Below are 21,588 nucleotides of genomic sequence, written 5' to 3'. Positions count from 1 at the left end.
TAGCGGCGACTATGTCGAACCCCACCGCCGCCGCGCCGGCCGATCCGATCCCCGAATGCCCGCACTGCCAGAAGCCGATGCCGTTGTGCATCTGCGACAGCGTCACGCCCATCAAGAACCGGCTCTCGCTCCTGATCCTTCAGCATCCGCAGGAGCAGGACAGGGCGCTCGGCACTGCGCGGCTGCTTGCGAAGCATTTCGCCGGTGCCACGCTGCGGGTCGGCCTGTCCTGGCCGAGCCTGTCGAAAGCGCTGGGGCAACCCATCGAGAACGCCTCGCACTGGGCGGTGCTCTATCTCGGCTCGGCGCACGCCACCGATCTCGAGGCCGAGGGCGAAATCCTGGCTCTCAACCGCAAGAGCGAGGTCGCGGACAACCAGCGCGCGCGCCTCGGCAAGCTCGAAGGTGTGGTGCTGCTCGACGGCACCTGGAGCCAAGCCAAGGCCCTGTGGTGGCGCAACCCGTGGATGCTGAAATGCCAGCGCGTCATCCTGAACCCGACCACCCCATCGCGGTACGGGCGCCTGCGCAAGGAGCCTCGGAAGGACGGACTGTCGACCATCGAGGCTGCGGCGACGATCCTCTCCGCTCTGGAGAAGCGCCCGGACATCGCCGAGACGCTGAATGCCAGCTTTGAACGGATGTTAACCCGCTACCGCGAGGTCCAGACCGAGATGCCCGAATTGGCGCCAAAGCCGCCGGTGAAGGACCGCCGGCGCGGTGTCCGGCGGGTCAAGCGAGCCTGACTCCGGTCCGGATCATCCGTACGGCCGATTGTCCCGCGAGAGGCGGGCGGATAGAGACCGTCGGCCAATAGGCCGCTATCTGCTATGCTCTCGCACGATCGGAACGCCGGAAACGAAGGGGCCGTCGCATTCAGCTTGCAGCCAAGGAGATCCTTGCCCAGGCGGCGCGGTTCGATCGTTGGGGCACGCTTGCCCTGATGGACGTTTCGCTGCGCTATCGGCGTACCGTGATCGGCCCGCTCTGGATCACACTGACGCTCGCGGCGACCATTGCCAGCGTCGGCACGGTCTATGCGGCACTGTTCAGACAGGACATCACGAGCTTTCTGCCGCACTTTGCCGTCGGCCTGATCGTCTGGACGCTCATCGCGACGACGCTCCAGGAAGGTTCCCACATCTTCGTGGCATCAGGCCATTTGATCAAGGCGGTGCCGGCGCCGCTGATCGTGCACGTGCTCCAGATGATGGCGCGCAACGTCCTCATCTTCGCGCATCATCTGGTGATCGTCGTCCTGCTCTATCTCCTGATGCCGTGGCCGCTGCATGGGAGCATGCTGCTCGCGGTACCGGGCTTCGCAATCCTGCTCACTGTGCTGCTGGGTGGCTCGGTCGCGCTCGGTATGCTCTGCGCGCGGTTTCGTGACATCGGCTCGGCGATCGTCAGCGGCCTGCAATTCGTCTTCTTCCTGACGCCGATCATCTGGACCGAAGATAGCGCACGCGGCACCGCGTTTTATTGGCTGATCCGCGCCAATCCGTTCGCGACGCTGCTCGATCTGGTGCGCAGGCCGCTACTGTCGCAGTCGACCGATGCGGAGCAATGGCTCCTCGGGGTCATCTATGCGACCGTCGTGGCCGTCATCGGCCTCGGCTGCTACGCGAAATACCGCCATCGTGTGGCGTATTGGCTGTGAGGCACGAGATATGACCCCCGCAGCTCATATCGCGCTTCGCAACGTCTCGGTGAGGTTTCCGGTGCTGTCGTTCCGCGACCGCTCGCTGCGCAGCCGGTTCGTCAACGCGATGACACTGCGGCGGACCACGGCGACCCCGCACATCGTCTCCGCGTTGAATGACGTCAACCTCGACATCCGTGCCGGCGATCGCGTCGCCATCATCGGCGCCAATGGCGCCGGCAAGACCACGCTGCTGCGGGTGCTCGCCGGCATCTACCATCCGACGTCGGGCAGCGTGGACGTACTGGGCCGCTGTCTGCCGCTGTTCGATCTCTCGGCCGGATTCGACGTGGAAGCGACCGGCTACGAGAACATCATGCGGCGTGGCCTCGTGATCGGCGCACGGCGCTCCGAGATCGACGCCAAGCGGGGGGAGATCGCCGCATTCACCGAACTGGGCGACCGGCTCGACCTGCCGCTGCGCACCTATTCCAGCGGCATGATGCTGCGCCTGATCTTTGCGGTCGCAACCGCCGTCGTGGGCGAGATCGTGCTGCTCGACGAATGGATCGGCGTCGGCGACCAGCAGTTCCGCGAGAAGGCGCGGCAGCGGCTCGACGAGATCGTCGTACGCGCCGGCATTCTGGTGCTCGCCTCGCACGACATCGAGTTGATCAAGAGCACCTGCAACCGCGCGATCCTGCTGGAGGAGGGGCGGATTGTGGCGGCCGGCGCGACCGATGAAATTCTCGGCCAATATCTCGGCGGCGGGAAGGCGTAGCTGCCCGGTCGGGGTTGCCTAAACCTGTGATCCCCTATATTGCTCCGCCCTCGTTGGGGCCACGTGGCGGAGTGGTTACGCGCCGGTCTGCAAAACCGTTTACTCGGGTTCGAGTCCCGACGTGGCCTCCATCACAACCTCCTGATATTTCAGCAATATTCGATCGTATCGCGGCTGCCATCGGCCCGCGCGGGCGATGCGTGCTGGCCGCGCACACCGGGTTTGCCCGGGGCCCGGCGGAAACCCGCCATTCAGCCCGCTGGCATAGTCTTCGCATCTGCGAAGTGATGCATCCCAACGATCGAGCGCTGGAGAGCACGTGAGCGAAACCGTCCGATTTGTCCCGAAATCCGAGCTGGAGCGGGCCCGCCTCATCCGCGAGGCCCGTGCGATCTATGACAGCATCTTTCCGCCGGCCGCACCCGACCAGGCGCCGCAGGACGGCGGAGAGCGGGTCAAGACCTGATCGCGATCACGCGGGATTTTCACCGCGTAGCTGCCATAGCAAAACGCCCGCGGAGCGCGGGCGCGTCGGCTCACGGTGAAATTGGCTTCAGCAGGCCGCGTACCAGCCGTCCGGGAAAGGCACCAAGGGCCAGGCGCCCTCATTGTCATTGGCGGCTTTGGGCTTCGCGGAGGCGTTGGGCTTCGCGTAATACGTCCACGAGCGCGGCACGAGATCCTCCCCCGGCACGAACGCCAGATCTTCATGGACCATGGCGTCCTGGACGGCATCCAGCAGCAAGTTGAATTCGGCTTCGCTCATCACACCCTCCGGACCGCGGATGGCGCAATATCGCAAAGCCGGTTTGTTTCCCGGTTGAGCCGATCGATCGCATTTTAACGATCCGCCAATCGGGTCCCGATTGGTTAGCGATTGATGAAATCGCGTTGGGAAACTTAGGTTCCTGCCGGGGTGCCCGCAGTGTGAAGGATGTCACATCTTTCGCTGTTTATTTCTCCTACCCCTTTGCACACCGGCCAATACAGGCCGGTCGGGCAAAGCAGACGGGAGACTGGTCATGAAGGCGCGGTTCTTGCGATTTGCGGGCGTGAAAAGCCGGGCGCGCCGGGCCTCGACGGTCGGGCTGTTCCTGACGCTGTTTGCCTCCGCCGCCCATGCGCAGCAGGGAACACCCGAGCAGCGCCGGGCCTGTACCCCCGACGTCTACCGGCTCTGCGCCGGCGAAATCCCCAACGTCCGCGCCATCACGGCCTGCCTGCGCCGTAACAGGCCAAGCTTGAGTGAGGCTTGCCGCATCGTGTTCGATCAGGCCGGCGGCTGACATACCGGCCCTGTGGGTTTGTGCGCAGCAAGTGGCTCGCGCGGGCAGGCGAATCCGGCATAGTCGTCCTGTGGATACACCTGTGGGTATGCTGCGGACAGGCTGGGGACGGCGGGGGATGTGCTTCGGATGTCGGCCGCAGATGCGTCCTTTGATTGTCATATCTCTGTCAAATGACCTCACCGCATGATTCGCTGATCGTGCAGATCGCGGCGTCACGCAAGATCATGTGGTTTCCCCGAATTCGCAATTGCGCGCTACAGCGTCCCGCATTCACGAACAGTTTTTGAGCAGCTGCCTGCCCAAATGGCGGGCTCCCTCCATCCAATTTTTTGTACGCCCGCGGACAAGCTTTCCGGTCCGCTCTCCTCCTAGGCTCGCTTCCGCGATCTGGAACATGGCCATTGCCATGACAATTCGAAGGAGCTGGAGATGGAGAGACCCGTATTGCCCCAGGCGCGGGGGAACGCACGTGCATCGCTGTCTTGGCACAAGGCCGCGCTCGGCGCCGCGGTCACTTTCGGCGCGCTGGCAGCCGCGCCCCTGAGCGCGCAGGCTGCGGCGCCTGCGGCCTGCGCCGCGCTCCAGGACAAATATCCGGACTGGAAGGGCAAGACCCTCGTCAACGCCATCAACCCGCACACGCCGGGCTATGAGACCATCGATCCGAAGGATCCGAGCAAGTATATCGGCTTCGACATCGATCTCGGCGAAGCCATCGGCGAATGCCTCGGCTTCAAGTTGACCTACAAGCCGGTGACGTTCGCGGCGCTCCTGACGACGCTGGCCGCGGGACAAGCCGACATCGTGATTTCCGACATCTACGCCACCAAGGAGCGCGCCAAGGCCGCCGACTTCATCACCTATTCGAAAGTGTTCGACGGCGTGCTGGTCGCCAAGGGCAATCCGAAGGGCATCAACGGCATCAACATGTCGATGTGCGGCGCCGCTGCCGCTGAAAACACCGGCTATGTCGAGGTGCCGCTGATCCAGACGCTGATGCCTGAGTGCAAGAAGGCCGGCAAGGCCGAGCCGACCGTCCAGCTCTACGACAACAACGCCAACTGCATCCAGGCGATCCTCGCCGGTCGTGCCGACACCTATGTCAACGACGTCAACACCGTCGACAGCGCGGTGAAGGCCTATCCGGACAAGCTGGAGAAGGCGACCGCGGTGACGATCCCGTATTCGGTCGGCATCGCCGTCCCGAAGGACAAGCCTAAATTCCGCGACACCGTGCTCGCAGCCCTGATCGAGGTGCAGAAGGCCGGCACGCATATGGAGCTTCTGAAGAAGCATGGGCTCGACGTGAACAACTTCAAGGAGCCTGACATTCTGACGGCCGACTGATGTCGCTATTCCTCCATTACCTGAGCATGCCGTATCTGCTCGAGGGCATCGAGCTCACCCTCGAGGTGACTGCCCTCGGGCTCGGCGGCGGATTGATCCTTGGATTGATCCTCGCCGGCATGCAGCTCTCCCGCTTCTGGCTGCTGGCGGCGATCGCCAGGGCCTACACCGTGATCTTCCGCGGCACGCCGCTGATCCTGCAAATGGTGTTCGCCTACGACGCGTTGCCGCATATCGGGATCAAGCTGCCGGCGGTGCTGGCCGCCGGCCTTGCGCTGGCCTGCAACGAGGCGCCGTTCATCGCCGAGATGCTGCGCGCCGGCGTGCTCGGTGTCGACCGCGGGCAGGTGACGGCCGGCCAGGCGCTCGGCATGACGCCGCGGATCCTGATGTGGCGGGTGATCGCGCCCCAGGCGATCCGCACCATGATCCCGGCCTTCGGCAACGAGGCCGTGAGTGCGCTGAAGAATTCGTCGCTCGCCTCCGTGGTCGCGGTCCAGGAGCTGACCCTGCGCTCGACCCAGCTTGCGTCCTCGACCTTCGACTTCTTCTCGATCTTCTTCGCCTCGGGCCTGCTATACCTGGTGCTGACCTTTGCCATCAGCATCATCCAGCTTTTCGTCGAATGGTTGCTCGATCTCGATCGTACCAAGGGCCGCCAGCGCAGGCTCGCCGATTACCTGCCCTGGCGTCGCGTCGACCTCGCCACCAAGCTCGAACTTGCCGCAGCGATCGTCGACGTCCAAGTGCCTGCACAGGCTGAGCTCACCGACACGCCACCGCTGGCCTTGACCCGCGAGGAACGCACCCGGCGCGCGGCGACGATTTCACGCAACAACATCGCGGTCGAGACCAAGGACCTCACCAAGAGCTACGGCGGGCAAAAGGTGCTTGCCGGCCTCGATCTCACCGTACGCGTCGGCGAGGTCGTCGCGCTGCTCGGGCCCAGCGGCTCCGGCAAGAGCACGCTGCTCCGCTGCATCAATCATCTCGAAAGCTGGGACGGAGGCACGGTGCGTGTCGGCGGCCGCCGCCTCGGTTTTGGCGACGACGGCAAGCTGCTGCCGCCCCGCGCGATCGCCAATGAGCGGGCAAGCGTGGGCGTCGGCATGGTGTTCCAGCAATTCAATTTGTTTGCCCATCTCTCGGCCAAGGAGAACATCGCCGGGCCCTTGCGCTGGGTGCACGGCATGACCCGCATTGATGCCGATCGCCGCGCCGCCGAGCTGCTCGAGCGGGTCGGGCTGTCGCACCGCGCCGACGCGCTGCCGCGGCATCTCTCCGGCGGCCAGCAGCAGCGCGTCGCGATCGCCCGAGCGCTCGCCCCGAACCCCAGCGTGCTGCTCCTGGACGAGCCGACCTCGGCGCTCGATCCCGAGCTCGTCAGCGAGGTGCTGGAGGTGATCCGGCGGCTCGCCGTCGATGACGGCCTCACCATGATCATCTCGACGCACCAGATCCGCTTCGCCGACGAGGTCGCCGACCGCGTCGCGTTCCTGAGCGGCGGCACGATCATCGAGGAGGGGCCCGCGCACGAGGTGCTCTCCAACCCCCGCAATCCGCTGACCGCGCGTTTCCTCAGCGTGATGGAAGCCGACAAAACTCCGGAGGTGGTGCGATGAGAGCCGCACCCACACCGTTCAAGACCGCGTTTCCAGAAGAGGCCACCTCATGAAGCATGTCACGCTGCCGGTTTCGCCGAAGACCGTCCACTGGGGCTATTTCTCCAAGAAGGTCGCGCCGGCCCTGACCCTGCGCTCGGGGGATCGCGCCACCATCGAGACGCTGACCCATCACGCCAATGATGACTACGAGCGCATGATCCAGGGTGATCCCGGCGCCGAGAGCGTGTTCCAATGGACGCGCGAGCACAAGGCCGTCGGGCGGCGCGGTTCGGGCCCGACCGAAGGCCCGTTCATCCGCGGAGCAGGCGAGGGGATCGGCGTGCATCTCCTCACCGGTCCGGTCGCGATCGAAGGCGCCGAACCCGGCGACATCCTCGAAGTGCGCATCCTCGATATCCGGCCGCGGCCGAGCTGCAGCGCCTGTCATGCCGGGCGCTGCTTCGGCTCCAACATCGCCGCCAATTGGGGCTTTCACTATCACGATCTGATCGAGGAGCCGAAGCCGCGCGAGGTCGTCACCATCTTCGAGCTCGACACGTCAGGCGAGCCCTGCGCCAAAGCGGTCTACAACTACGTCTGGACGCCCCAGACCGACCCCGACGGCATCGTGCATCCGACCATCGATTATCCCGGCGTGCGCGTCGATCACGCCACCATCAAGAAGCGCGAGAACATCCTCACAAGCGTCAGGGTGCCGGCACGGCTGCATTTTGGCACCATGGGGCTCGCGCCGTCGGAGGCCGATTTCGTCAGCTCGATCCCGCCGAGCTATACCGGCGGCAACATCGACGACTGGCGCATCGGCAAGGGGGCGCGGATGTTCTATCCGGTCGCGATCCCCGGCGCCTATTTCTCGGTCGGCGATCCCCACGCCGCGCAAGGCGACAGCGAGCTTGGCGGCACCGCGATCGAAACCTCGCTGACCGGCGATTTCGAGTTCGTCCTGCACAAGAAGGCCGATCTCGCCGGCACCAGCCTCGAAGGTCTCGATCATCCGATGCTGGAGACCGATCAGGCGTGGTCGTTCTACGGCTTCACCTATCCGAACTACCTCGCCGCGCTCGGCGCCGACGCACAGACCGAGATTGCCAACCACTCGAGTCTCGACCGTGCGATGCGCGATGCGTTCCGCAAGCTCAGGAGGTTCCTGATGACCGTGCACGGTTTGAGCGAGGACGAGGCGATTTCGCTGCTATCGGTCGGCGCCGATTTCGGCGTCACCCAGGTGGTCGATGCCAATTGGGGAGTTCACGGCACGATCCGCAAAAACATCTTTCGGTGCGACTGATGGGCCGTAGCCCGGATGGAGCGCAACGCAATCCGGGTTTGTCACGCCGGACTCAAAAGGCCCCCGGATTACGCTTCGCTCCATCCAGGCTACACATCGTGCTCGACGTTGACATCGCGCTCCAACACTTTGAAGAACAGCTCATTTCCAGGATGAGGACGTGACAAAAGACCGTCATTTGCGGCCCCTCGCTGCGACGGATGACCACGTTCGTCTGGCACAGAGGTTGCTTCGATCCACTGCAATCTGGGTCGATCCGATGAGCTTCCGTCCTTTCACGAGCGAGTCCTACGCTCAAGACGACCGCCCCGAAGCCTGGCGGGACGTGCTCGCCGCGGTCGGCCTGCAGCCGGCGGCAGGCCATTGCTTCCTGGATGGGCACGCAACGGCGTCACATCGCCACGCCGCAGGCGTTGCGCTGACGCGCATGGCGGCCGGCGCCCAGACCATCGGTCCGCGTCCGCAGGCCAACGAAGACCTGCCGATTGCGCTGATGCCGGTCGAGGACGGCATGGTGCTCAAGAGCGCCGCCGGCCATCGCATCGTTCCGGTGGGCCATCTCGTGCTGCTGCCGCGGAGCGGGGACTGGAGCATCGTATTCCAGCGCGACATGCGCGCCGTCGTGCTGTCGGTGACCTCGGAGGCGCTGCACGGCCGCCTCTCGGGCAGGCCGCGGCTCGGCGAACCCAGGGTCGTTCCGCCCAGCGGCTTTGCCGATGTCTTCGCGCGCTTGATGGACGCGACCGCGCGCACGCTCGACACGCTGAGCGATGCCGAATGGAATGCGGTCACGCAGTCGCTCGTCGATCTGCTGCTGACACTCGCCCATCAATTGGCGGCTTCGACGTCCGACGCCGGATCGAGCGCGACGCAGTCGGCACTCCTGCACCGGATCTGCCAGACCATCGAACGCCGCCTCGACGATCCCGGACTGGTGCCGGCGCGCGTCGCGCAGGCCGAAGGGATTTCCGAGCGCTATCTGCAAAAGCTGTTCGAGACGGTCGGCGACAACTTTACTCATTACGTTCGCGAGCGGCGGCTGCAGCGCGCCTGGGCCGATCTGTCCAATCCGTCCGAGGCGCATCGCTCAATCTCGGAGATCGCCTACGCCTATGGGTTTGGCGATTCCGCGCATTTCAGCCGCGCCTTCCGCCATCGCTTCGGGCTGCCGCCGCGCGAGTTTCGCCAGCAGGAAGCGGAGCGGGCGACGACCCAGCAGGGGATAGCCGGTCAGCGCGGCTGGCCGCAGGATGCGCTGGCGCAGCTTCGCGTGCACCCGGCGAGCGCCGAGGCGCGCGGCAATCTCGCCCGAACCGACATCGACGAGCCGAGAACGGCCGAACGCAAGCATCATCATCTTCCGATCGAAGCCCACCGTGTTCATTGGGGATATTTCAGTCGCGCGTTACAGCCGCAGCTCGAGATCAATTCGGGTGATACGATCACGATCGAAACGCTAACGCAGCATGCCTCCGATGATCCTGAGCTGATGATCGCGGGCGATACCGCCGCCGAAAGTGTATTCGGTTGGACCAAGGCGAGGAAGAACGTGGATCGCCGCGGCGCGGGTCCGATGGATGCCAGCATATTCGGGCGCGGCGCCGGCGAAGGCTTTGGCGTGCACATCTGCACGGGGCCCGTGTCGGTGAAGGACGCCCAGCCCGGCGACGTGCTGGAAGTCCGGATCCTCGACATCGTACCGCGCACAAGTCGTCATCCGAAACATTCAGGGCGCGTGTTCGGCTCCTCGGTCGCGGCCTGGTGGGGCTATCATTACGACGAATTTCTTTCAGGACCGAAGCCGCGCGAGGTCGTGACGATCTACGAAATCCTGGACGATACCGATGCGCCGCATGCCCGCGCGCTGTATTCCTACCGCTGGGAGCCGCAGACCGACCCGTTTGGCGTGGTGCACGCCACCTACGACTATCCCGGCGTTCCGGTCTTGCCCGGCACCGTGAAGCGCCGCCACGCCGTGCTCGACGGCATCCGCATTCCCTTGCGCCCGCATTTCGGCGTGATCGCGGTGGCGCCGCGCGAGGTCGATTTCATCGACTCCGTGCCGCCGTCCTATTTCGGCGGCAATCTCGACAATTGGCGCTTGGGGAAGGGGGCGACCGTCTATCTTCCGGTCTCCGTTCCCGGCGCATTGTTATCGGTCGGCGATCCCCATGCCACGCAAGGCGACGGCGAATTGAGCGGCACCGCGATTGAATGCTCGATGACCGGAACCTTCGAGGTGATCCTGCACAAGAAGGCCGACCTCTCCGGCCAACCCTTCGCCGATCTCTCTTATCCCCTGATCGAAACCGAATCTGATTGGGTCCTGACCGGATTCAGCCATCCCAACTACCTCGCCGAGTTCGGCGCTCAGGGCCAGAGCGAGGTTTACGCAAAGTCCTCGCTCGATCTCGCCATGAAAGATGCGTTTCGCAAGATGCGACGCTTCCTGATGAACGTGAAGGGGTTGAGCGAGGACGAGGCGATCGCGCTGATGTCGGCCGCCGTCGACTTCGGCGTCACGCAGGTGGTCGACGGCAATTGGGGCGTGCACGCGATCATCAGCAAGCGCCTGTTTCTGGACGCGCCTTAAACCGAAGGATACTCCAGTGAAATTCCACATGATCAGCGGCGGACCCAAGCCGGTCGCGCCCTTCAGCCACGCGGTGGAGACCGACGGTTTTGTCTTTGTCACCGGCCAGATGCCGGACACGCCGCAAATCCCGGGCGTGCTGCCGGAGGGCATCGTGGCGCAGACGAGGGCGGTGATGGAGAATTTGAAGGTGGTGTTGGCGGGCCTCGATCTCGGTTTCGAGCACGTCGTGATGACACGCATCTATCTCACGCGTTTCAAGGAAGACTACACCGCGATGAACGAGACATATCGCGCGTTCTTTCCGCCCGACCGCCTGCCGGCCCGCACCTGCGTCGGTGTCACCGGGCTTGCCTACGACGCGCTGATCGAGATCGACCTGGTCTGCCGCCGGCCGTGAGGAGATGATCCGTAGCCCGGATGGAGCGAAGCGCAATCCGGGATTCGTTTAACGGATACAGGGTGCCGGATTACGCTTCGCTCCATCCGGGCTACAAGCCCTTGCGTTGCCCGACGGGCAAAACACCCAAACGACGAGTCAATCCGCTCGCGCGAAAAGATTCTACTTTACCGAAATTCGACTTTGGCGTATTCAGTCGCCACCTCATCCCTGTCAGCGGGGCGTATCGCGATCGTCACGAACGCGGGGTGAGCTGCGGTGGACGCTAGTCACATCGGCGCGAAGGGCTTTGCAGGGCGGGCAACCGTGAGCGAAGGCGTCGCGCACACGACCGGTGCTATTAGCGTACGGCAAAACCGTGTCGTCCTGACGCCCGGGGTCTGTGCGTCAAGTCTTGTGGTGATGTCGCTGCCCGACCGGGCACGCAGCATCAGCCATCCGCAAGGCGACGGGGGCAATAGTGCATCGCTCCCCGGGGAGAGCTCGGCATAAGCCGTCAAACCACTGCGCAGGGAAGGCCGTGTGTTGGGCTTCACCTGTATGCCGCTGTGCAGCCTCTTGTAGCGCAACCTTCGCACAGTGGACCGTGGGTGCCAGCCGGCACCCGGTCTTCCCTGCGCCCTCTGACGAGGAGGGTGTACGAAACAAAGCAAAGCTCGGGCGAGCCAAGCCGCGAGGGCGCGAAGCTGTGTCTGCGACAAGAATCATATTCGCGCGGTGCCGGGCGCCCGCCCCGGAGACAACAAACCCCGCGATCTATGAATGCCGGTTCATTGCTGCGGAGAATTCGAATCGATAAGAATTGCTCGCTGCGCGTCTCGCGTCGTGCAGAGAGCCGGAGGCGGATCGATCGCGTCTTGCACCTTTCGATTGCGCCTCCGACGAATCCTTCGAGGCAACGCCATTGGTTGCCGCGGCGCCTGCGCCGATCGACGTCAGGCACCGAAAGCCCGTTTCGATCGGGGGAATTTCATATGAAGTATTTTCTGTCTGCACTGATCGCGGTCGGTCTATCGATTGCCGCCGCGCCGTCGTACGCGACTGACGCCCGCAACGTCACTGTCGTCAACGAGACCGGCTATGCCATCAAATTCCTGGGCTTCAACGCCCCGGACGATGGCATGGACGAATGGGACAACGAGCTGGACAAGGTTTTGCAGAACCAGGCGAGCACCTATGTCGAGTTCGACGATGACGACGAAGGATGCGTCTGGAACGTCCGCGTTGACTGGCAGAACTATGACGAGACCGTGCTCTGGAAGAACGTCAACCTCTGCAAGTTCACGGCACTCCGGCTGCGCTACGATTCCGGCACCAAGACCACTTCGTTCGTCGCCGAGTAACTTGACCTGAGGCCGGGCGGAGGAGGGGCCGCGTGCCCTTCCTCGCCGCAATGTGCCACATAGCGAATTCGTCCTTTGCAAGCGCAAGCGGCTTTGTTATACGCAGCCGCGCGCGAACGACAGGTTCGCCCTTTTCCTCGGTAGCTCAGCGGTAGAGCATCCGACTGTTAATCGGATGGTCGCTGGTTCGAATCCAGCCCGGGGAGCCAAATTCCGCTTCATTTTCAGCAACTTGCGCCCAGACTCTGATCTGGCGTGCGATCTCGTTGCAGCAGATCCTCAACTAGATGTGTACCGCGGCGAGCCCGCATCCTCCGCGGTGACGCCAAAACGACTCAATTGAAATCGAGCTTCCAGAGGCCGGTCCTTTATGGAGCTGATTCCCATGCGAGACATCCAGGTCGACCGTTTCCCGCTGGCCCCCTCCATTCTGCCGGCGGACATCCCCGAACTCAGCGACGACGAATGCCTCGCTTGTCTGGCGCGGGCGGTCGAGACCCACGATTCGGCACGGCTGGACGAAGTCGCCGCATTGATCGGCCGCCTCGCGGTCACGATCGAATAGGCGGCTCACCCTCGACGTTGCGAGTTGCGGAAGGGCCCGGTTTGCGGGCCAAAGCCATGTTGCGTTTTCGCAGGGCCTGTTCCAAAGATGCCGCCAACTTTCGTCCGCGGCATCGTCCGCCTTGCAGGGTCCGCAAATGTCCGTTTTCTCGACGGCGCGCCTAAAAATGGTCGATGGCCAGGTGCGCACCAGTGACGTCACCGACCGTCGTGTTCTCGACGCCATGCTCACGGTTCCGCGCGAGGCTTTCGTGCCCGCCAGCCGGCAGGCATTGGCGTATCTCGACCTCGATCTCGACGTCAGCGAGGGAGGCGCCAAGCGGTTCCTGATCAAGCCGCAGCTGACCGGCAAGCTGCTCCAGGCCGCCGAGATCGGCGAGGATGACGACGTGCTGGTCGTCGGCTGCGCGACGGGCTATCTCGCTGCGCTGACCGCCAAGCTCGCGCGCAAAGTCATCGCGACGGAATGCGATTCGGGCCTGGCGGCAAAGGCCAACGACGCCTTCGCCGCCCTCGGGTTGGCCAACGTGGCCTGCAAGGCCGCGGCCTGCACCGAGGGTGATGCCGCCGCAGGTCCCTATGATGTGATCGTCCTCAACGGCGCCACCGAGGTGACCCCGGCAGGGCTGCTCGGGCAGCTCAAGGAGGGGGGGCGCCTGGTGGGGGTCTCGGCCGAATCCAGGCCGCCGCGAGCCATGATCGTGACCCATACCCACGGCGAATTCGGCCATCGGGCGCTGTTCGATGCCGCAGCCCCGGTCCTTCCGGGGCTGGAACGGGCCGCCGCCTTCGTCTTCTGACGGCTTTGGCCCGTTAAAATCCCGTTCTGAATCAGAAGTGTGGCCGGGATGCTGCACGTGAAGAGTTTCCACCGAGAACACCCCTCAGGTAGTTCCGTCGCGCTTGACCGCGTCCTATGTTGCGGCGGGGCAACGACTCCACTCGTAGACGGTAACCCAGCTCGCGGGCACGAGCCGGGCGTTAGAATGAACGGAATTTTTGGATGCATGGGGTGAAGCTCTTCACCGGAGCAGCGGTTTCGGTCCTGCTGCTGGCGCTTGCCGCGCCGACGCCTGCCTTGGCGGATACGATCGAGGCTGCGCTGGTGCGCGCTTATCAGAACAATCCGCAGCTCAACGCGCAGCGCGCCCAGGTGCGCTCGACTGACGAGAACGTGCCGCAAGCGCTGTCGGGCTATCGCCCCAAGGTCGGGATCAATCTCAGCACCGGCTATCAATATCAGGATATTCAGCAGACGCAGAAGGCTGTGCCGATCCATAGCGACCCGCCCCTTCAGCCCAATAGCGCCAGCCTGACCATCAACCAGACGCTCTATAACGGCAATCAGACCGCCAACAGGACGCGCGTGGCGGAAAGCCAGGTCTCGGGATCCCGCGAGGCGTTGCGTGTGCTCGAGCAGACGGTCCTGCTGCAGGCTGCGACCAGCTACATGGATTATCTTCGTGACTCCGCCACACTCGAAGTTCAGCGCAGCAATGTGCGCGTCCTCGAACAGACGCTCAAGCAAACGCGCGATCGGTTCAATGTCGGCGAGGTGACGCGCACGGACGTGGCGCAATCCGAAGCGCAGCTCGCGGCAGGCAGGACCCAGGCCCTGACGGCCGAATCGAATCTCACGACGACGCGTGCCAATTTCCGCCGGATCATCGGCAACGAGCCGACGAACCTTGCGCCGGGCTCGCCGGTCGATCGTTTCCTGCCCGGGACGCTCGCCTCCGCCGTCGGTCTCAGCCTGGTGGAGAACCCCAACGTCACGGCATCGATGTTCGGCATCGACGTCAATTATCTCCAGGTCAAGATCAACGAAGGCGCGCTGCTGCCGACCCTCACGGTTCAGGCTGGCATCACCCAGTCGTACCAGCAGACCCTGACGGTCTTCCGAACGACGACCGCTTCCGCCATCGCGACCGCCTCGGTGCCGATCTATCAGGGCGGCGCTGAATATGCGCTGATCCGCCAATCGAAAGAGAACTTGGCGCAGCAGCGCCTGAATCTTGAAACCACACGCGATCAGACCCGCGCCAACGTCGTGCAGGCCTGGGGCCAGTTGGAAGCCGGCAAGGCGCAGGTGCAGTCTGCGCAGGCGCAGGTTACGGCCTCCGAGATCGCGCTGAACGGTGTGCGCGAGGAAGCCAAGGCCGGCCAGCGCACCACGCTGGACGTGCTCAACGCGCAGCAGGCGCTGGTCAACGCGCGCGTGGCGCTCGTCACTGCCCAGCATGACCGCGTGGTGGCGTCCTATTCGGTGCTCAACGCGGTCGGTCGTCTCGCGCCGCAAGTCCTCGGCCTCAACACCACTGTCTACGATCCCAGCGTGCACTACCATCAGGTCCGCGACAGCTGGGCCGGCGTACGCACGCCAGACGGACGCTAGAGTCCCGTAATCATCCGGTCGGCCTCGCAAATAGCCGAAGCCGACCGGTGCTTTGCTTGCAATCAGCAAAATCCCTGACATAGCCTTGCCAAGAAGGATGCGGGTCGATTCGCTCTGCATCCGATGCCGTGTGCGTAAAGCATGAGTGCCGAGGGCAGGGGCGCACCGCTGCACGTTGAGCTGTCATCTGGGGACAAGTCGGGCTGCCGTGACGAAAATGTCGGGCCACCCATCCGGAACCGGCCAATCCTGTCGTGCTTGGTGTAAAACAACGCATGCGAGGGCGTTGATGATGTGGAGTCGGAGATGACGCAGCCTGCAAAGGTCACAGAACCCTCGATGGAGGAGATTCTGGCCTCGATCCGGCGCATCATTGCCGACGATGAGGCCAAGCCGCCGCCGGCGGATGCCGCTAAGCCCGAGAAAGCTGCCGCCCCCGCCGCGTCACCGAAGCCGCAGGTGATCAACGATATTCCGCCATCCAAGGTCGCGCCGCCCAAACCGGCCGCCGAAAAGCCGGCACCGGCTCCGGCCGCAAAGCCGGCAGCGCCGCCGGCCGCCGCACCCGAGGTGGATGCATCCAACAATCAGGACGATATCGACGCGCTGCTGGCGGGGCTCGACGCAGCCACGCCCGCGCCGGAAATCCGTGCTCCCGAGCCGGAGCCCGAACCTGAGCCCGACGTGCTGGAATTGACCGACGATATGGCGCTGGCGATGGAGCCGACGCCGCCTCCGCCGCCGCCGAGCTTCCGCAAGGTCGAGCCGCGCGACGATCTCGAATTCGCCGAATCGCCGGCGCCGCGTCCGACGCCGGCATCCTATGCGCCCGTGGACTTCGATGCGCCGCCGCTGCCGCCCCAACAGCCGATGCTGGCGCAATCGACGGTCTCCGCGGTCGAATCCGCCTTCAATTCCCTGGCCCACACGGTGCTCAGCAGCAATGCGCGAACTCTGGAGGATCTGGTCAAGGAGATGCTGCGTCCGATGCTGAAATCCTGGCTGGACGACAATTTGCCGGGCCTGGTCGAACGCATCGTGAAGGCCGAAATCGAGCGGGTATCGCGCGGCGGCAGGTAGATCGGGCCGCAGAGCCCTCATAAAGCCCTGCTTGTGGGTCATATTCTGTTTCCCGACCGGACCGGAAAGCCCTGTTGCCGCCTGGCTTTCCGTTGACTTGTCCGTTGACTTGGACCCCGTGCGCGGCTTTCTAACAGCGCCATGATCGAGAAAAATTACCAGCCCGCCGATATCGAAGCCCGCATGTCCGTCGTGTGGGAGGACAGCCTTGCCTTCAAGGCCGGCCGCCCAGACCGCCGCGACGCTGTGCCCTTTACCATCGTGATCCCGCCGCCGAACGTGACGGGCTCGCTGCACATGGGCCACGCCCTCAACAACACGCTCCAGGACATCCTGTGCCGGTTCGAGCGCATGCGCGGTCGCGACGTGCTGTGGCAGCCCGGCACCGACCATGCCGGCATCGCCACCCAGATGGTGGTGGAGCGGCAGCTGATGGAGCGCCAGCAGCCCAGCCGTCGCGAGATGGGCCGCGAGAAGTTTCTGGAGCGGGTCTGGCAGTGGAAGGCCGAGAGCGGCGACACCATCATCAACCAACTCAAGCGGCTCGGCGCCTCCTGCGACTGGTCGCGCGAACGCTTCACCATGGACGAGGGCCTGTCCAAGGCCGTGGTCAAGGTGTTCGTCGAGCTGCACCGCGACGGCCTGATCTACAAGGACAAGCGGCTGGTGAACTGGGACACCAAGCTGCTCACCGCGATCTCCGATCTCGAAGTGCAGCAGACCGAGGTCAAGGGTAGCCTCTGGTACCTGCGCTATCCGATCGAGGGCAAGATCTTCAGCCCCGAGGATCCCTCGAGCTTCATCGTCGTTGCCACCACGCGCCCGGAGACCATGCTCGGCGATACCGGGGTGGCCGTGCATCCCGACGACGAGCGCTATCAGAAGCTGGTCGGCAAGAACGTGATCCTGCCGCTGGTCGGCCGCAAGATCCAGATGGTCGCCGACGATTATTCCGATCCGGAGAAGGGCTCGGGCGCGGTCAAGGTGACGCCGGCGCACGACTTCAACGATTTCGAGGTCGGCAATCGCCACGGCCTCGCCCGAATCAGCGTCATCGACAAGGAAGGTTGCCTCGATCTCCTCGACAACGAGGATTATCTGCGCGACCTGCCGGAAGGTGCCTCGCAGTTCGCCGAGGAGTTCAACAAGCTCGATCGCTTTGCAGCGCGCAAGCGCATCGTCGAGCGACTGGAATCGTTCGGTTTCGTCGAGCGGATCGAACCTCACACCCACATGGTGCCGCATGGCGACCGCTCCGGCACGGTGATCGAGCCCTATCTGACCGACCAATGGTATGTCGACGCCAAGACGCTGGCGAAGCCCGCGATGGCCGCCGTGCGTTCGGGCGAAACCACCTTCGTGCCAAAGAACTGGGAAAAAACCTATTTCGAGTGGATGGAGAACATCCAGCCCTGGTGCATCTCGCGCCAGCTCTGGTGGGGCCACCAGATCCCGGCCTGGTACGGTCCTGATGGCAAGGTGTTCGTCGCCGAGACCGAGGAGGAGGCCGTCAGCCACGCCCTCGGCTATTACGTCGAGCAGGAAGTCATCACGGTCGAGCAGGGCCGCGAGATGGCGCTCGACCGCAACAAGCGGGACGGCTTCATCACGCGCGACGAGGACGTGCTCGACACCTGGTTCTCCTCGGCGCTGTGGCCATTCTCGACCCTCGGCTGGCCCGCAGACGCGCCGGAAGTGCAGCGCTACTACCCGACCAACGCACTGGTGACGGGCTTCGACATCATCTTCTTCTGGGTCGCCCGCATGATGATGATGGGGCTGCACTTCATGAAGGAGGTGCCGTTCTCGACGATCTACATCCACGCCCTCGTCCGCGACGAGAAGGGCGCCAAGATGTCGAAGTCGAAGGGCAACGTCATCGATCCGCTCAGCCTGATCGACCAATATGGTGCGGACGCGCTGCGCTTCACGCTGGCCGCGATGGCCGCGCAGGGGCGCGACATCAAGCTCGCCACCAGCCGTGTCGAGGGCTATCGCAATTTCGCGACCAAGCTCTGGAATGCGTCGCGCTTTGCGGAGATGAACCATTGCGCCGTGCCCGAAGGCTTCGAGCCGGCGAAGGTCAAAGAGACGCTGAACCGCTGGATCGCACATGAGAGTGCGCACACCACGCGCGAGGTGACCGAGGCGATCGAGGCCTATCGCTTCAATGACGCCGCCGGCAGCATCTACCGCTTCGTGTGGAACGTCTATTGCGACTGGTATCTCGAGCTCGCAAAACCCGTGCTACTCGGCCCCGACAGCCCTGCCAAGGCCGAGACCCGCGCCATGGTGGCATGGGCGCGCGACGAGATCCTGAAACTGCTGCACCCCTTCATGCCCTTCATCACCGAGGAGCTGTGGGAGGTGACGGCCAAGCGCGACGGTCTGCTCGCGCTGGCACCGTGGCCGCTGAAGCCGGCCGGGCCGACGGCGGAGCAGCTTGCGATGCTCGCGGCGACGACGGGGCCGACCGACGCGCTCGTCTCGCCGGTTTGGGTGCTGCCGATCTTCGACCATGCCGACTTCACCGATCCCGCGGCCGAGGCCGAGATCGGCTGGGTCATTGACCTTGTCACGCAGATCCGTTCGGTGCGCGCCGAGATGAACATCCCGCCGGCGACCCTCACGGCGCTGGTGCTCGCAGGCGCCTCGGCCGAGACGAAGGAGCGCGCGCCGCGCTGGAGCGACGTCATCAAGCGCATGGCGCGGCTGTCGGACATCTCCTTCGCCGACCGTGCGCCCGACGGCGCGGTCCAGCTCCTGGTGCGCGGCGAGGTGGCCGCGCTGCCGCTGAAGGGCGTGATTGACGTCGTCGCCGAGCGCACGCGTCTGGACAAGGAGATCGGGAAGGCCGACGCCGACATCAAGCGTGCCGAGTCCAAACTGGCCAACGAGAAATTCGTGGCCAACGCGGCCGAGGAGGTCGTCGAGGAGGAGCGCGAGAAGCGCGAGGCCGCGCTCGCCCGCAAGGCCAAGCTGCTCGAGGCGCTGGAGCGGCTCAAGCAGGCGTCGTAAGCTTATTTCGGAAACGGCTTGCTGAGGAATTTCGAGCCCCTGACACCATAGCGCCAGGGCAGTTCGACCGCCTTGGTGATGCCGATCCGGATGCCGGCCGCCACCTCGACGTCCTCCGTCCGCGCATGCAGCGCGATCGGCGGACGGTCGAGCGGCAAGGCATTGTGCGCGATGGTGATGCCGAGCGCTTCGGTCAGCTTGCCCGGGCCCGAGCACAACGTGTGCAAATCCTGGAGATGGCGGCGCCGCCGCATCGCGGCGATTCCGTGGGTCGGCTCCAGCGCGCGGATCAGCACGGCGCTGGCCGAGCCTTCTTCCTCGCAGACGAAGTTCACACACCAGTGGATGCCGTAGGAGCGGTAGACATAGGCAAAGCCGGGCGGGCCGAACATCACCTGGTTCCGCGGCGTCGGGCCATTGTAGGAGTGCGCCGCCGGCTCGGTATGATGATAGGCCTCGACCTCGACGATGATCCCGCCAACGCCGTTGACCAGCATGGTCGCACCGATCAGATCGGGCGCGACCTCGTGGACGCTGCGCGCGAAAAAGGTACGCTTCAGGGCTTTGCCGAGCCGAGGAGTAGAGGTCTTCGAGACTGGAGCCATTCGAGGTGAGAATCGCCAGAGAACAGAGCAGGATATTGCCCATATCTGCCATGTTCCCTGAAGCGGTGCGAGCCGGGTTGCGATGCCCGGCCAGACCGACTAGGTAGGACTTGGTCAGACCGGACACCCCATGGTCGTTATCGTCGATACCATCTCGAACCCGCTGCGCCCACGTCACCCCGAAAAGGTGAACCGGCCCGATTCCGCTTCGCCGCCGAAGCCGGACTGGATCCGCGTACGCGCGCCCAACACCCGCGGCTATGCCGACACGCGCAACATCGTGCGCGCCAACGGCCTGCATACGGTGTGCGAGGAGGCGGGCTGCCCGAATATCGGCGAGTGCTGGGACAAGAAGCACGCGACCTTCATGATCATGGGCGACACCTGCACCCGCGCCTGTGCCTTCTGCAACGTCAAGACCGGCATGCCGAATGCACTTGACGCGGCCGAGCCGCAGAACGTCGGCGAGGCTGTGGCCAAGCTCGGCCTTGCCCATGTCGTCATCACCTCCGTGGACCGCGACGATCTCACTGACGGCGGCGCCGAGCATTTCGCCCAGACCATCCGCGCGATCCGCGCCGCGTGCCCCTCGACCACGATCGAGATCCTGACGCCCGACTTCCTGCGCAAGGAGGGGGCGCTGGAGGTCGTCGTCGCGGCGAAGCCCGACGTGTTCAACCACAATCTCGAGACCGTGCCGTCGTGCTATCTCACGGTGCGGCCGGGCGCGCGCTATTTCCATTCGATCCGGCTGTTGCAGCGGGTCAAGGAGCTCGATCCCACCATCTTCACCAAGTCCGGCATCATGGTCGGCCTCGGCGAGGAGCGCCACGAGGTGCAGCAGGTGATGGACGATCTGCGTTCCGCCGACGTCGATTTCCTGACCATCGGGCAATATCTCCAGCCGACCCGCAAGCATCACGCCGTGATGCGCTACGTGCCGCCGGACGAGTTTTCGTCCTACGAGAAGGTCGCCTACACCAAGGGTTTCCTGATGGTGTCTGCGACCCCGCTCACCCGTTCGTCGCATCATGCCGGCGAGGATTTTGCGAAACTGAAGGCCGCGCGGGCAGCAAGCGCCCGCTGAATCGCCATGCCCAATTTTTCGAGCAAGCGTCGTGTCGATCACAGCGCGTCCGAGATGTTTGATCTGGTCGCTGACGTCGAGCGCTACCCGGAATTCGTGCCGCTGTGCAGTGCGCTGAAGGTCCGTCAGCGCATGGCGAAACCCGACGGCACCGAGGTGCTGGTCGCGGACATGACGGTGTCGTTCAAGCTGGTCAGGGAATCCTTCACCAGCCGCGTGACGCTCGACCGCGCCAATTTGAAGATCCTGGTCGAATATCTGCAAGGTCCCTTCAGCAATCTGGAAAACCGTTGGACGTTCGAGCCCAAAGGCGAGAGCGTTTGCGATGTCGGCTTCTTCCTTGCCTACGAGTTCAAGAGCCGCATGCTGGCGCTCCTGATGGGCTCGATGTTCGACGCCGCGTTCGCGCGATTTTCCATCGCCTTCGAGAAGCGGGCGGATGCGATCTACGGACGGCGGAAGCTGGTGTCGTCGTAGTGGTTGCGGACGGGCACGCTCTCTCCTCCTTCATTGCGAAGAGCCCTTGCGACG

20 protein-coding genes and 2 tRNA genes are annotated in these 21,588 nt (G+C 64.3%); 20 read left to right on the top strand and 2 right to left on the bottom strand.

From position 1 onward, the window contains the following. Positions 1–11 precede the first annotated feature (11 nt). From IVA93_RS19280 to IVA93_RS19260, 5 genes are all read left to right on the top strand, one after another. Complete coding sequence (locus IVA93_RS19280) at positions 12–746, top strand: tRNA-uridine aminocarboxypropyltransferase (protein WP_018457801.1); 735 nt, start codon at positions 12–14, stop codon at positions 744–746. A 197-nt stretch (positions 747–943) separates the two neighbouring features. After that, the gene (locus tag IVA93_RS19275; RefSeq protein ID WP_085385242.1) at positions 944–1,660 is read left to right on the top strand and encodes an ABC transporter permease; all 717 of its coding nucleotides are present in this window, start codon (positions 944–946) and stop codon (positions 1,658–1,660) included. Positions 1,661–1,670: 10 nt separating this feature from the next. Then, positions 1,671–2,423, top strand: a complete 753-nt coding sequence (locus IVA93_RS19270) for an ABC transporter ATP-binding protein (RefSeq protein ID WP_247368443.1) — start codon at positions 1,671–1,673, stop codon at positions 2,421–2,423. Positions 2,424–2,480: 57 nt separating this feature from the next. Next, positions 2,481–2,554 (top strand) — tRNA-Cys (locus tag IVA93_RS19265). Between the two features lie 188 nt (positions 2,555–2,742). Next, on the top strand, positions 2,743–2,889 hold the full coding sequence (locus tag IVA93_RS19260) for a hypothetical protein (RefSeq protein WP_018457804.1): 147 nt from the start codon (positions 2,743–2,745) through the stop codon (positions 2,887–2,889). A gap of 87 nt (positions 2,890–2,976) precedes the next feature. Here IVA93_RS19260 and IVA93_RS19255 read toward each other — a convergent pair whose 3' ends face one another. Beyond that, positions 2,977–3,189: a hypothetical protein gene (locus tag IVA93_RS19255; protein ID WP_018457805.1), complete on the bottom strand. Its 213-nt coding sequence runs from the start codon at positions 3,187–3,189 to the stop codon at positions 2,977–2,979. A 256-nt stretch (positions 3,190–3,445) separates the two neighbouring features. Between IVA93_RS19255 and IVA93_RS19250 the strand changes: the two genes are divergently transcribed. From IVA93_RS19250 to IVA93_RS19190, 13 genes are all read left to right on the top strand, one after another. Further along, positions 3,446–3,709: a hypothetical protein gene (locus tag IVA93_RS19250; RefSeq protein WP_018457806.1), complete on the top strand. Its 264-nt coding sequence runs from the start codon at positions 3,446–3,448 to the stop codon at positions 3,707–3,709. Positions 3,710–4,141: 432 nt separating this feature from the next. Then, positions 4,142–5,059, top strand: a complete 918-nt coding sequence (locus IVA93_RS19245) for an ABC transporter substrate-binding protein (RefSeq protein WP_247789206.1) — start codon at positions 4,142–4,144, stop codon at positions 5,057–5,059. Beyond that, the gene (locus tag IVA93_RS19240) at positions 5,059–6,681 is read left to right on the top strand and encodes an amino acid ABC transporter permease/ATP-binding protein (RefSeq protein WP_018457808.1); all 1,623 of its coding nucleotides are present in this window, start codon (positions 5,059–5,061) and stop codon (positions 6,679–6,681) included. The genes IVA93_RS19245 and IVA93_RS19240 overlap by 1 nt, the downstream gene beginning before the upstream one ends. Before the next feature lie 49 nt (positions 6,682–6,730). Further along, the gene (locus IVA93_RS19235) at positions 6,731–7,972 is read left to right on the top strand and encodes an acetamidase/formamidase family protein (protein WP_018457809.1); all 1,242 of its coding nucleotides are present in this window, start codon (positions 6,731–6,733) and stop codon (positions 7,970–7,972) included. A 259-nt stretch (positions 7,973–8,231) separates the two neighbouring features. Continuing rightward, the gene (locus IVA93_RS19230; RefSeq protein ID WP_018457810.1) at positions 8,232–10,565 is read left to right on the top strand and encodes an acetamidase/formamidase family protein; all 2,334 of its coding nucleotides are present in this window, start codon (positions 8,232–8,234) and stop codon (positions 10,563–10,565) included. A gap of 16 nt (positions 10,566–10,581) precedes the next feature. Next, the gene (locus IVA93_RS19225; protein ID WP_026233445.1) at positions 10,582–10,965 is read left to right on the top strand and encodes a RidA family protein; all 384 of its coding nucleotides are present in this window, start codon (positions 10,582–10,584) and stop codon (positions 10,963–10,965) included. Between the two features lie 974 nt (positions 10,966–11,939). After that, the gene (locus IVA93_RS19220) at positions 11,940–12,308 is read left to right on the top strand and encodes a hypothetical protein (protein ID WP_018457812.1); all 369 of its coding nucleotides are present in this window, start codon (positions 11,940–11,942) and stop codon (positions 12,306–12,308) included. 134 nt (positions 12,309–12,442) lie between these two features. Beyond that, a tRNA-Asn gene (locus IVA93_RS19215) sits at positions 12,443–12,517 on the top strand. A gap of 176 nt (positions 12,518–12,693) precedes the next feature. Beyond that, on the top strand, positions 12,694–12,873 hold the full coding sequence (locus IVA93_RS19210; RefSeq protein ID WP_026233446.1) for a hypothetical protein: 180 nt from the start codon (positions 12,694–12,696) through the stop codon (positions 12,871–12,873). A gap of 136 nt (positions 12,874–13,009) precedes the next feature. Then, complete coding sequence (locus IVA93_RS19205; RefSeq protein ID WP_018457814.1) at positions 13,010–13,672, top strand: protein-L-isoaspartate O-methyltransferase family protein; 663 nt, start codon at positions 13,010–13,012, stop codon at positions 13,670–13,672. A gap of 203 nt (positions 13,673–13,875) precedes the next feature. Further along, positions 13,876–15,267 (top strand): TolC family outer membrane protein, encoded by a 1,392-nt coding sequence (locus IVA93_RS19200; protein ID WP_018457815.1) that lies wholly within the window; start codon positions 13,876–13,878, stop codon positions 15,265–15,267. A gap of 306 nt (positions 15,268–15,573) precedes the next feature. After that, positions 15,574–16,347, top strand: coding sequence for a PopZ family protein (locus IVA93_RS19195; protein ID WP_026233447.1), 774 nt, complete (start codon positions 15,574–15,576; stop codon positions 16,345–16,347). A 141-nt stretch (positions 16,348–16,488) separates the two neighbouring features. Further along, positions 16,489–19,365, top strand: coding sequence for a valine--tRNA ligase (locus tag IVA93_RS19190; protein WP_247541580.1), 2,877 nt, complete (start codon positions 16,489–16,491; stop codon positions 19,363–19,365). A 2-nt stretch (positions 19,366–19,367) separates the two neighbouring features. Here IVA93_RS19190 and IVA93_RS19185 read toward each other — a convergent pair whose 3' ends face one another. Next, positions 19,368–19,970: a DNA-3-methyladenine glycosylase gene (locus IVA93_RS19185; protein WP_085349818.1), complete on the bottom strand. Its 603-nt coding sequence runs from the start codon at positions 19,968–19,970 to the stop codon at positions 19,368–19,370. A gap of 130 nt (positions 19,971–20,100) precedes the next feature. Between IVA93_RS19185 and lipA the strand changes: the two genes are divergently transcribed. Together lipA and IVA93_RS19175 are read left to right on the top strand one after the other, a co-directional pair. Then, complete coding sequence (gene lipA, locus IVA93_RS19180; RefSeq protein WP_018457819.1) at positions 20,101–21,057, top strand: lipoyl synthase; 957 nt, start codon at positions 20,101–20,103, stop codon at positions 21,055–21,057. A 6-nt stretch (positions 21,058–21,063) separates the two neighbouring features. Then, a complete protein-coding gene (locus IVA93_RS19175; protein WP_018457820.1) occupies positions 21,064–21,534 on the top strand; it encodes a type II toxin-antitoxin system RatA family toxin in 471 nt (156 codons plus the stop codon). Positions 21,535–21,588: the final 54 nt, after the last annotated feature.

The organism is Bradyrhizobium sp. 155, assembly GCF_023101105.1.
GTDB classification, from domain to species: domain Bacteria; phylum Pseudomonadota; class Alphaproteobacteria; order Rhizobiales; family Xanthobacteraceae; genus Bradyrhizobium; species Bradyrhizobium canariense_D.
The sequence above is the reverse complement of the archived record's forward strand: the minus strand, read 5'-3'. Positions and strand labels throughout refer to the sequence as shown.

What these genes read in the sequence shown, in the direction of transcription:
- IVA93_RS19270 (WP_247368443.1), top strand. Translation starts at nt 1,671, where the DNA reads ATGACCCCCGCAGCTCATATCGCGCTTCGCAACGTCTCGGTGAGGTTT.
- IVA93_RS19275 (WP_085385242.1), top strand. Translation starts at nt 944, where the DNA reads ATGGACGTTTCGCTGCGCTATCGGCGTACCGTGATCGGCCCGCTCTGG.
- IVA93_RS19250 (WP_018457806.1), top strand. Translation starts at nt 3,446, where the DNA reads ATGAAGGCGCGGTTCTTGCGATTTGCGGGCGTGAAAAGCCGGGCGCGC.
- IVA93_RS19200 (WP_018457815.1), top strand. Translation starts at nt 13,876, where the DNA reads ATGCATGGGGTGAAGCTCTTCACCGGAGCAGCGGTTTCGGTCCTGCTG.
- IVA93_RS19210 (WP_026233446.1), top strand. Translation starts at nt 12,694, where the DNA reads ATGCGAGACATCCAGGTCGACCGTTTCCCGCTGGCCCCCTCCATTCTG.
- IVA93_RS19185 (WP_085349818.1), bottom strand. Translation starts at nt 19,970, where the DNA reads ATGGCTCCAGTCTCGAAGACCTCTACTCCTCGGCTCGGCAAAGCCCTG.
- IVA93_RS19235 (WP_018457809.1), top strand. Translation starts at nt 6,731, where the DNA reads ATGAAGCATGTCACGCTGCCGGTTTCGCCGAAGACCGTCCACTGGGGC.
- IVA93_RS19175 (WP_018457820.1), top strand. Translation starts at nt 21,064, where the DNA reads ATGCCCAATTTTTCGAGCAAGCGTCGTGTCGATCACAGCGCGTCCGAG.
- IVA93_RS19280 (WP_018457801.1), top strand. Translation starts at nt 12, where the DNA reads ATGTCGAACCCCACCGCCGCCGCGCCGGCCGATCCGATCCCCGAATGC.
- IVA93_RS19195 (WP_026233447.1), top strand. Translation starts at nt 15,574, where the DNA reads ATGACGCAGCCTGCAAAGGTCACAGAACCCTCGATGGAGGAGATTCTG.
- IVA93_RS19255 (WP_018457805.1), bottom strand. Translation starts at nt 3,189, where the DNA reads ATGAGCGAAGCCGAATTCAACTTGCTGCTGGATGCCGTCCAGGACGCC.
- lipA (WP_018457819.1), top strand. Translation starts at nt 20,101, where the DNA reads ATGGTCGTTATCGTCGATACCATCTCGAACCCGCTGCGCCCACGTCAC.
- IVA93_RS19190 (WP_247541580.1), top strand. Translation starts at nt 16,489, where the DNA reads ATGATCGAGAAAAATTACCAGCCCGCCGATATCGAAGCCCGCATGTCC.
- IVA93_RS19205 (WP_018457814.1), top strand. Translation starts at nt 13,010, where the DNA reads ATGTCCGTTTTCTCGACGGCGCGCCTAAAAATGGTCGATGGCCAGGTG.
- IVA93_RS19240 (WP_018457808.1), top strand. Translation starts at nt 5,059, where the DNA reads ATGTCGCTATTCCTCCATTACCTGAGCATGCCGTATCTGCTCGAGGGC.
- IVA93_RS19245 (WP_247789206.1), top strand. Translation starts at nt 4,142, where the DNA reads ATGGAGAGACCCGTATTGCCCCAGGCGCGGGGGAACGCACGTGCATCG.
- IVA93_RS19230 (WP_018457810.1), top strand. Translation starts at nt 8,232, where the DNA reads ATGAGCTTCCGTCCTTTCACGAGCGAGTCCTACGCTCAAGACGACCGC.
- IVA93_RS19220 (WP_018457812.1), top strand. Translation starts at nt 11,940, where the DNA reads ATGAAGTATTTTCTGTCTGCACTGATCGCGGTCGGTCTATCGATTGCC.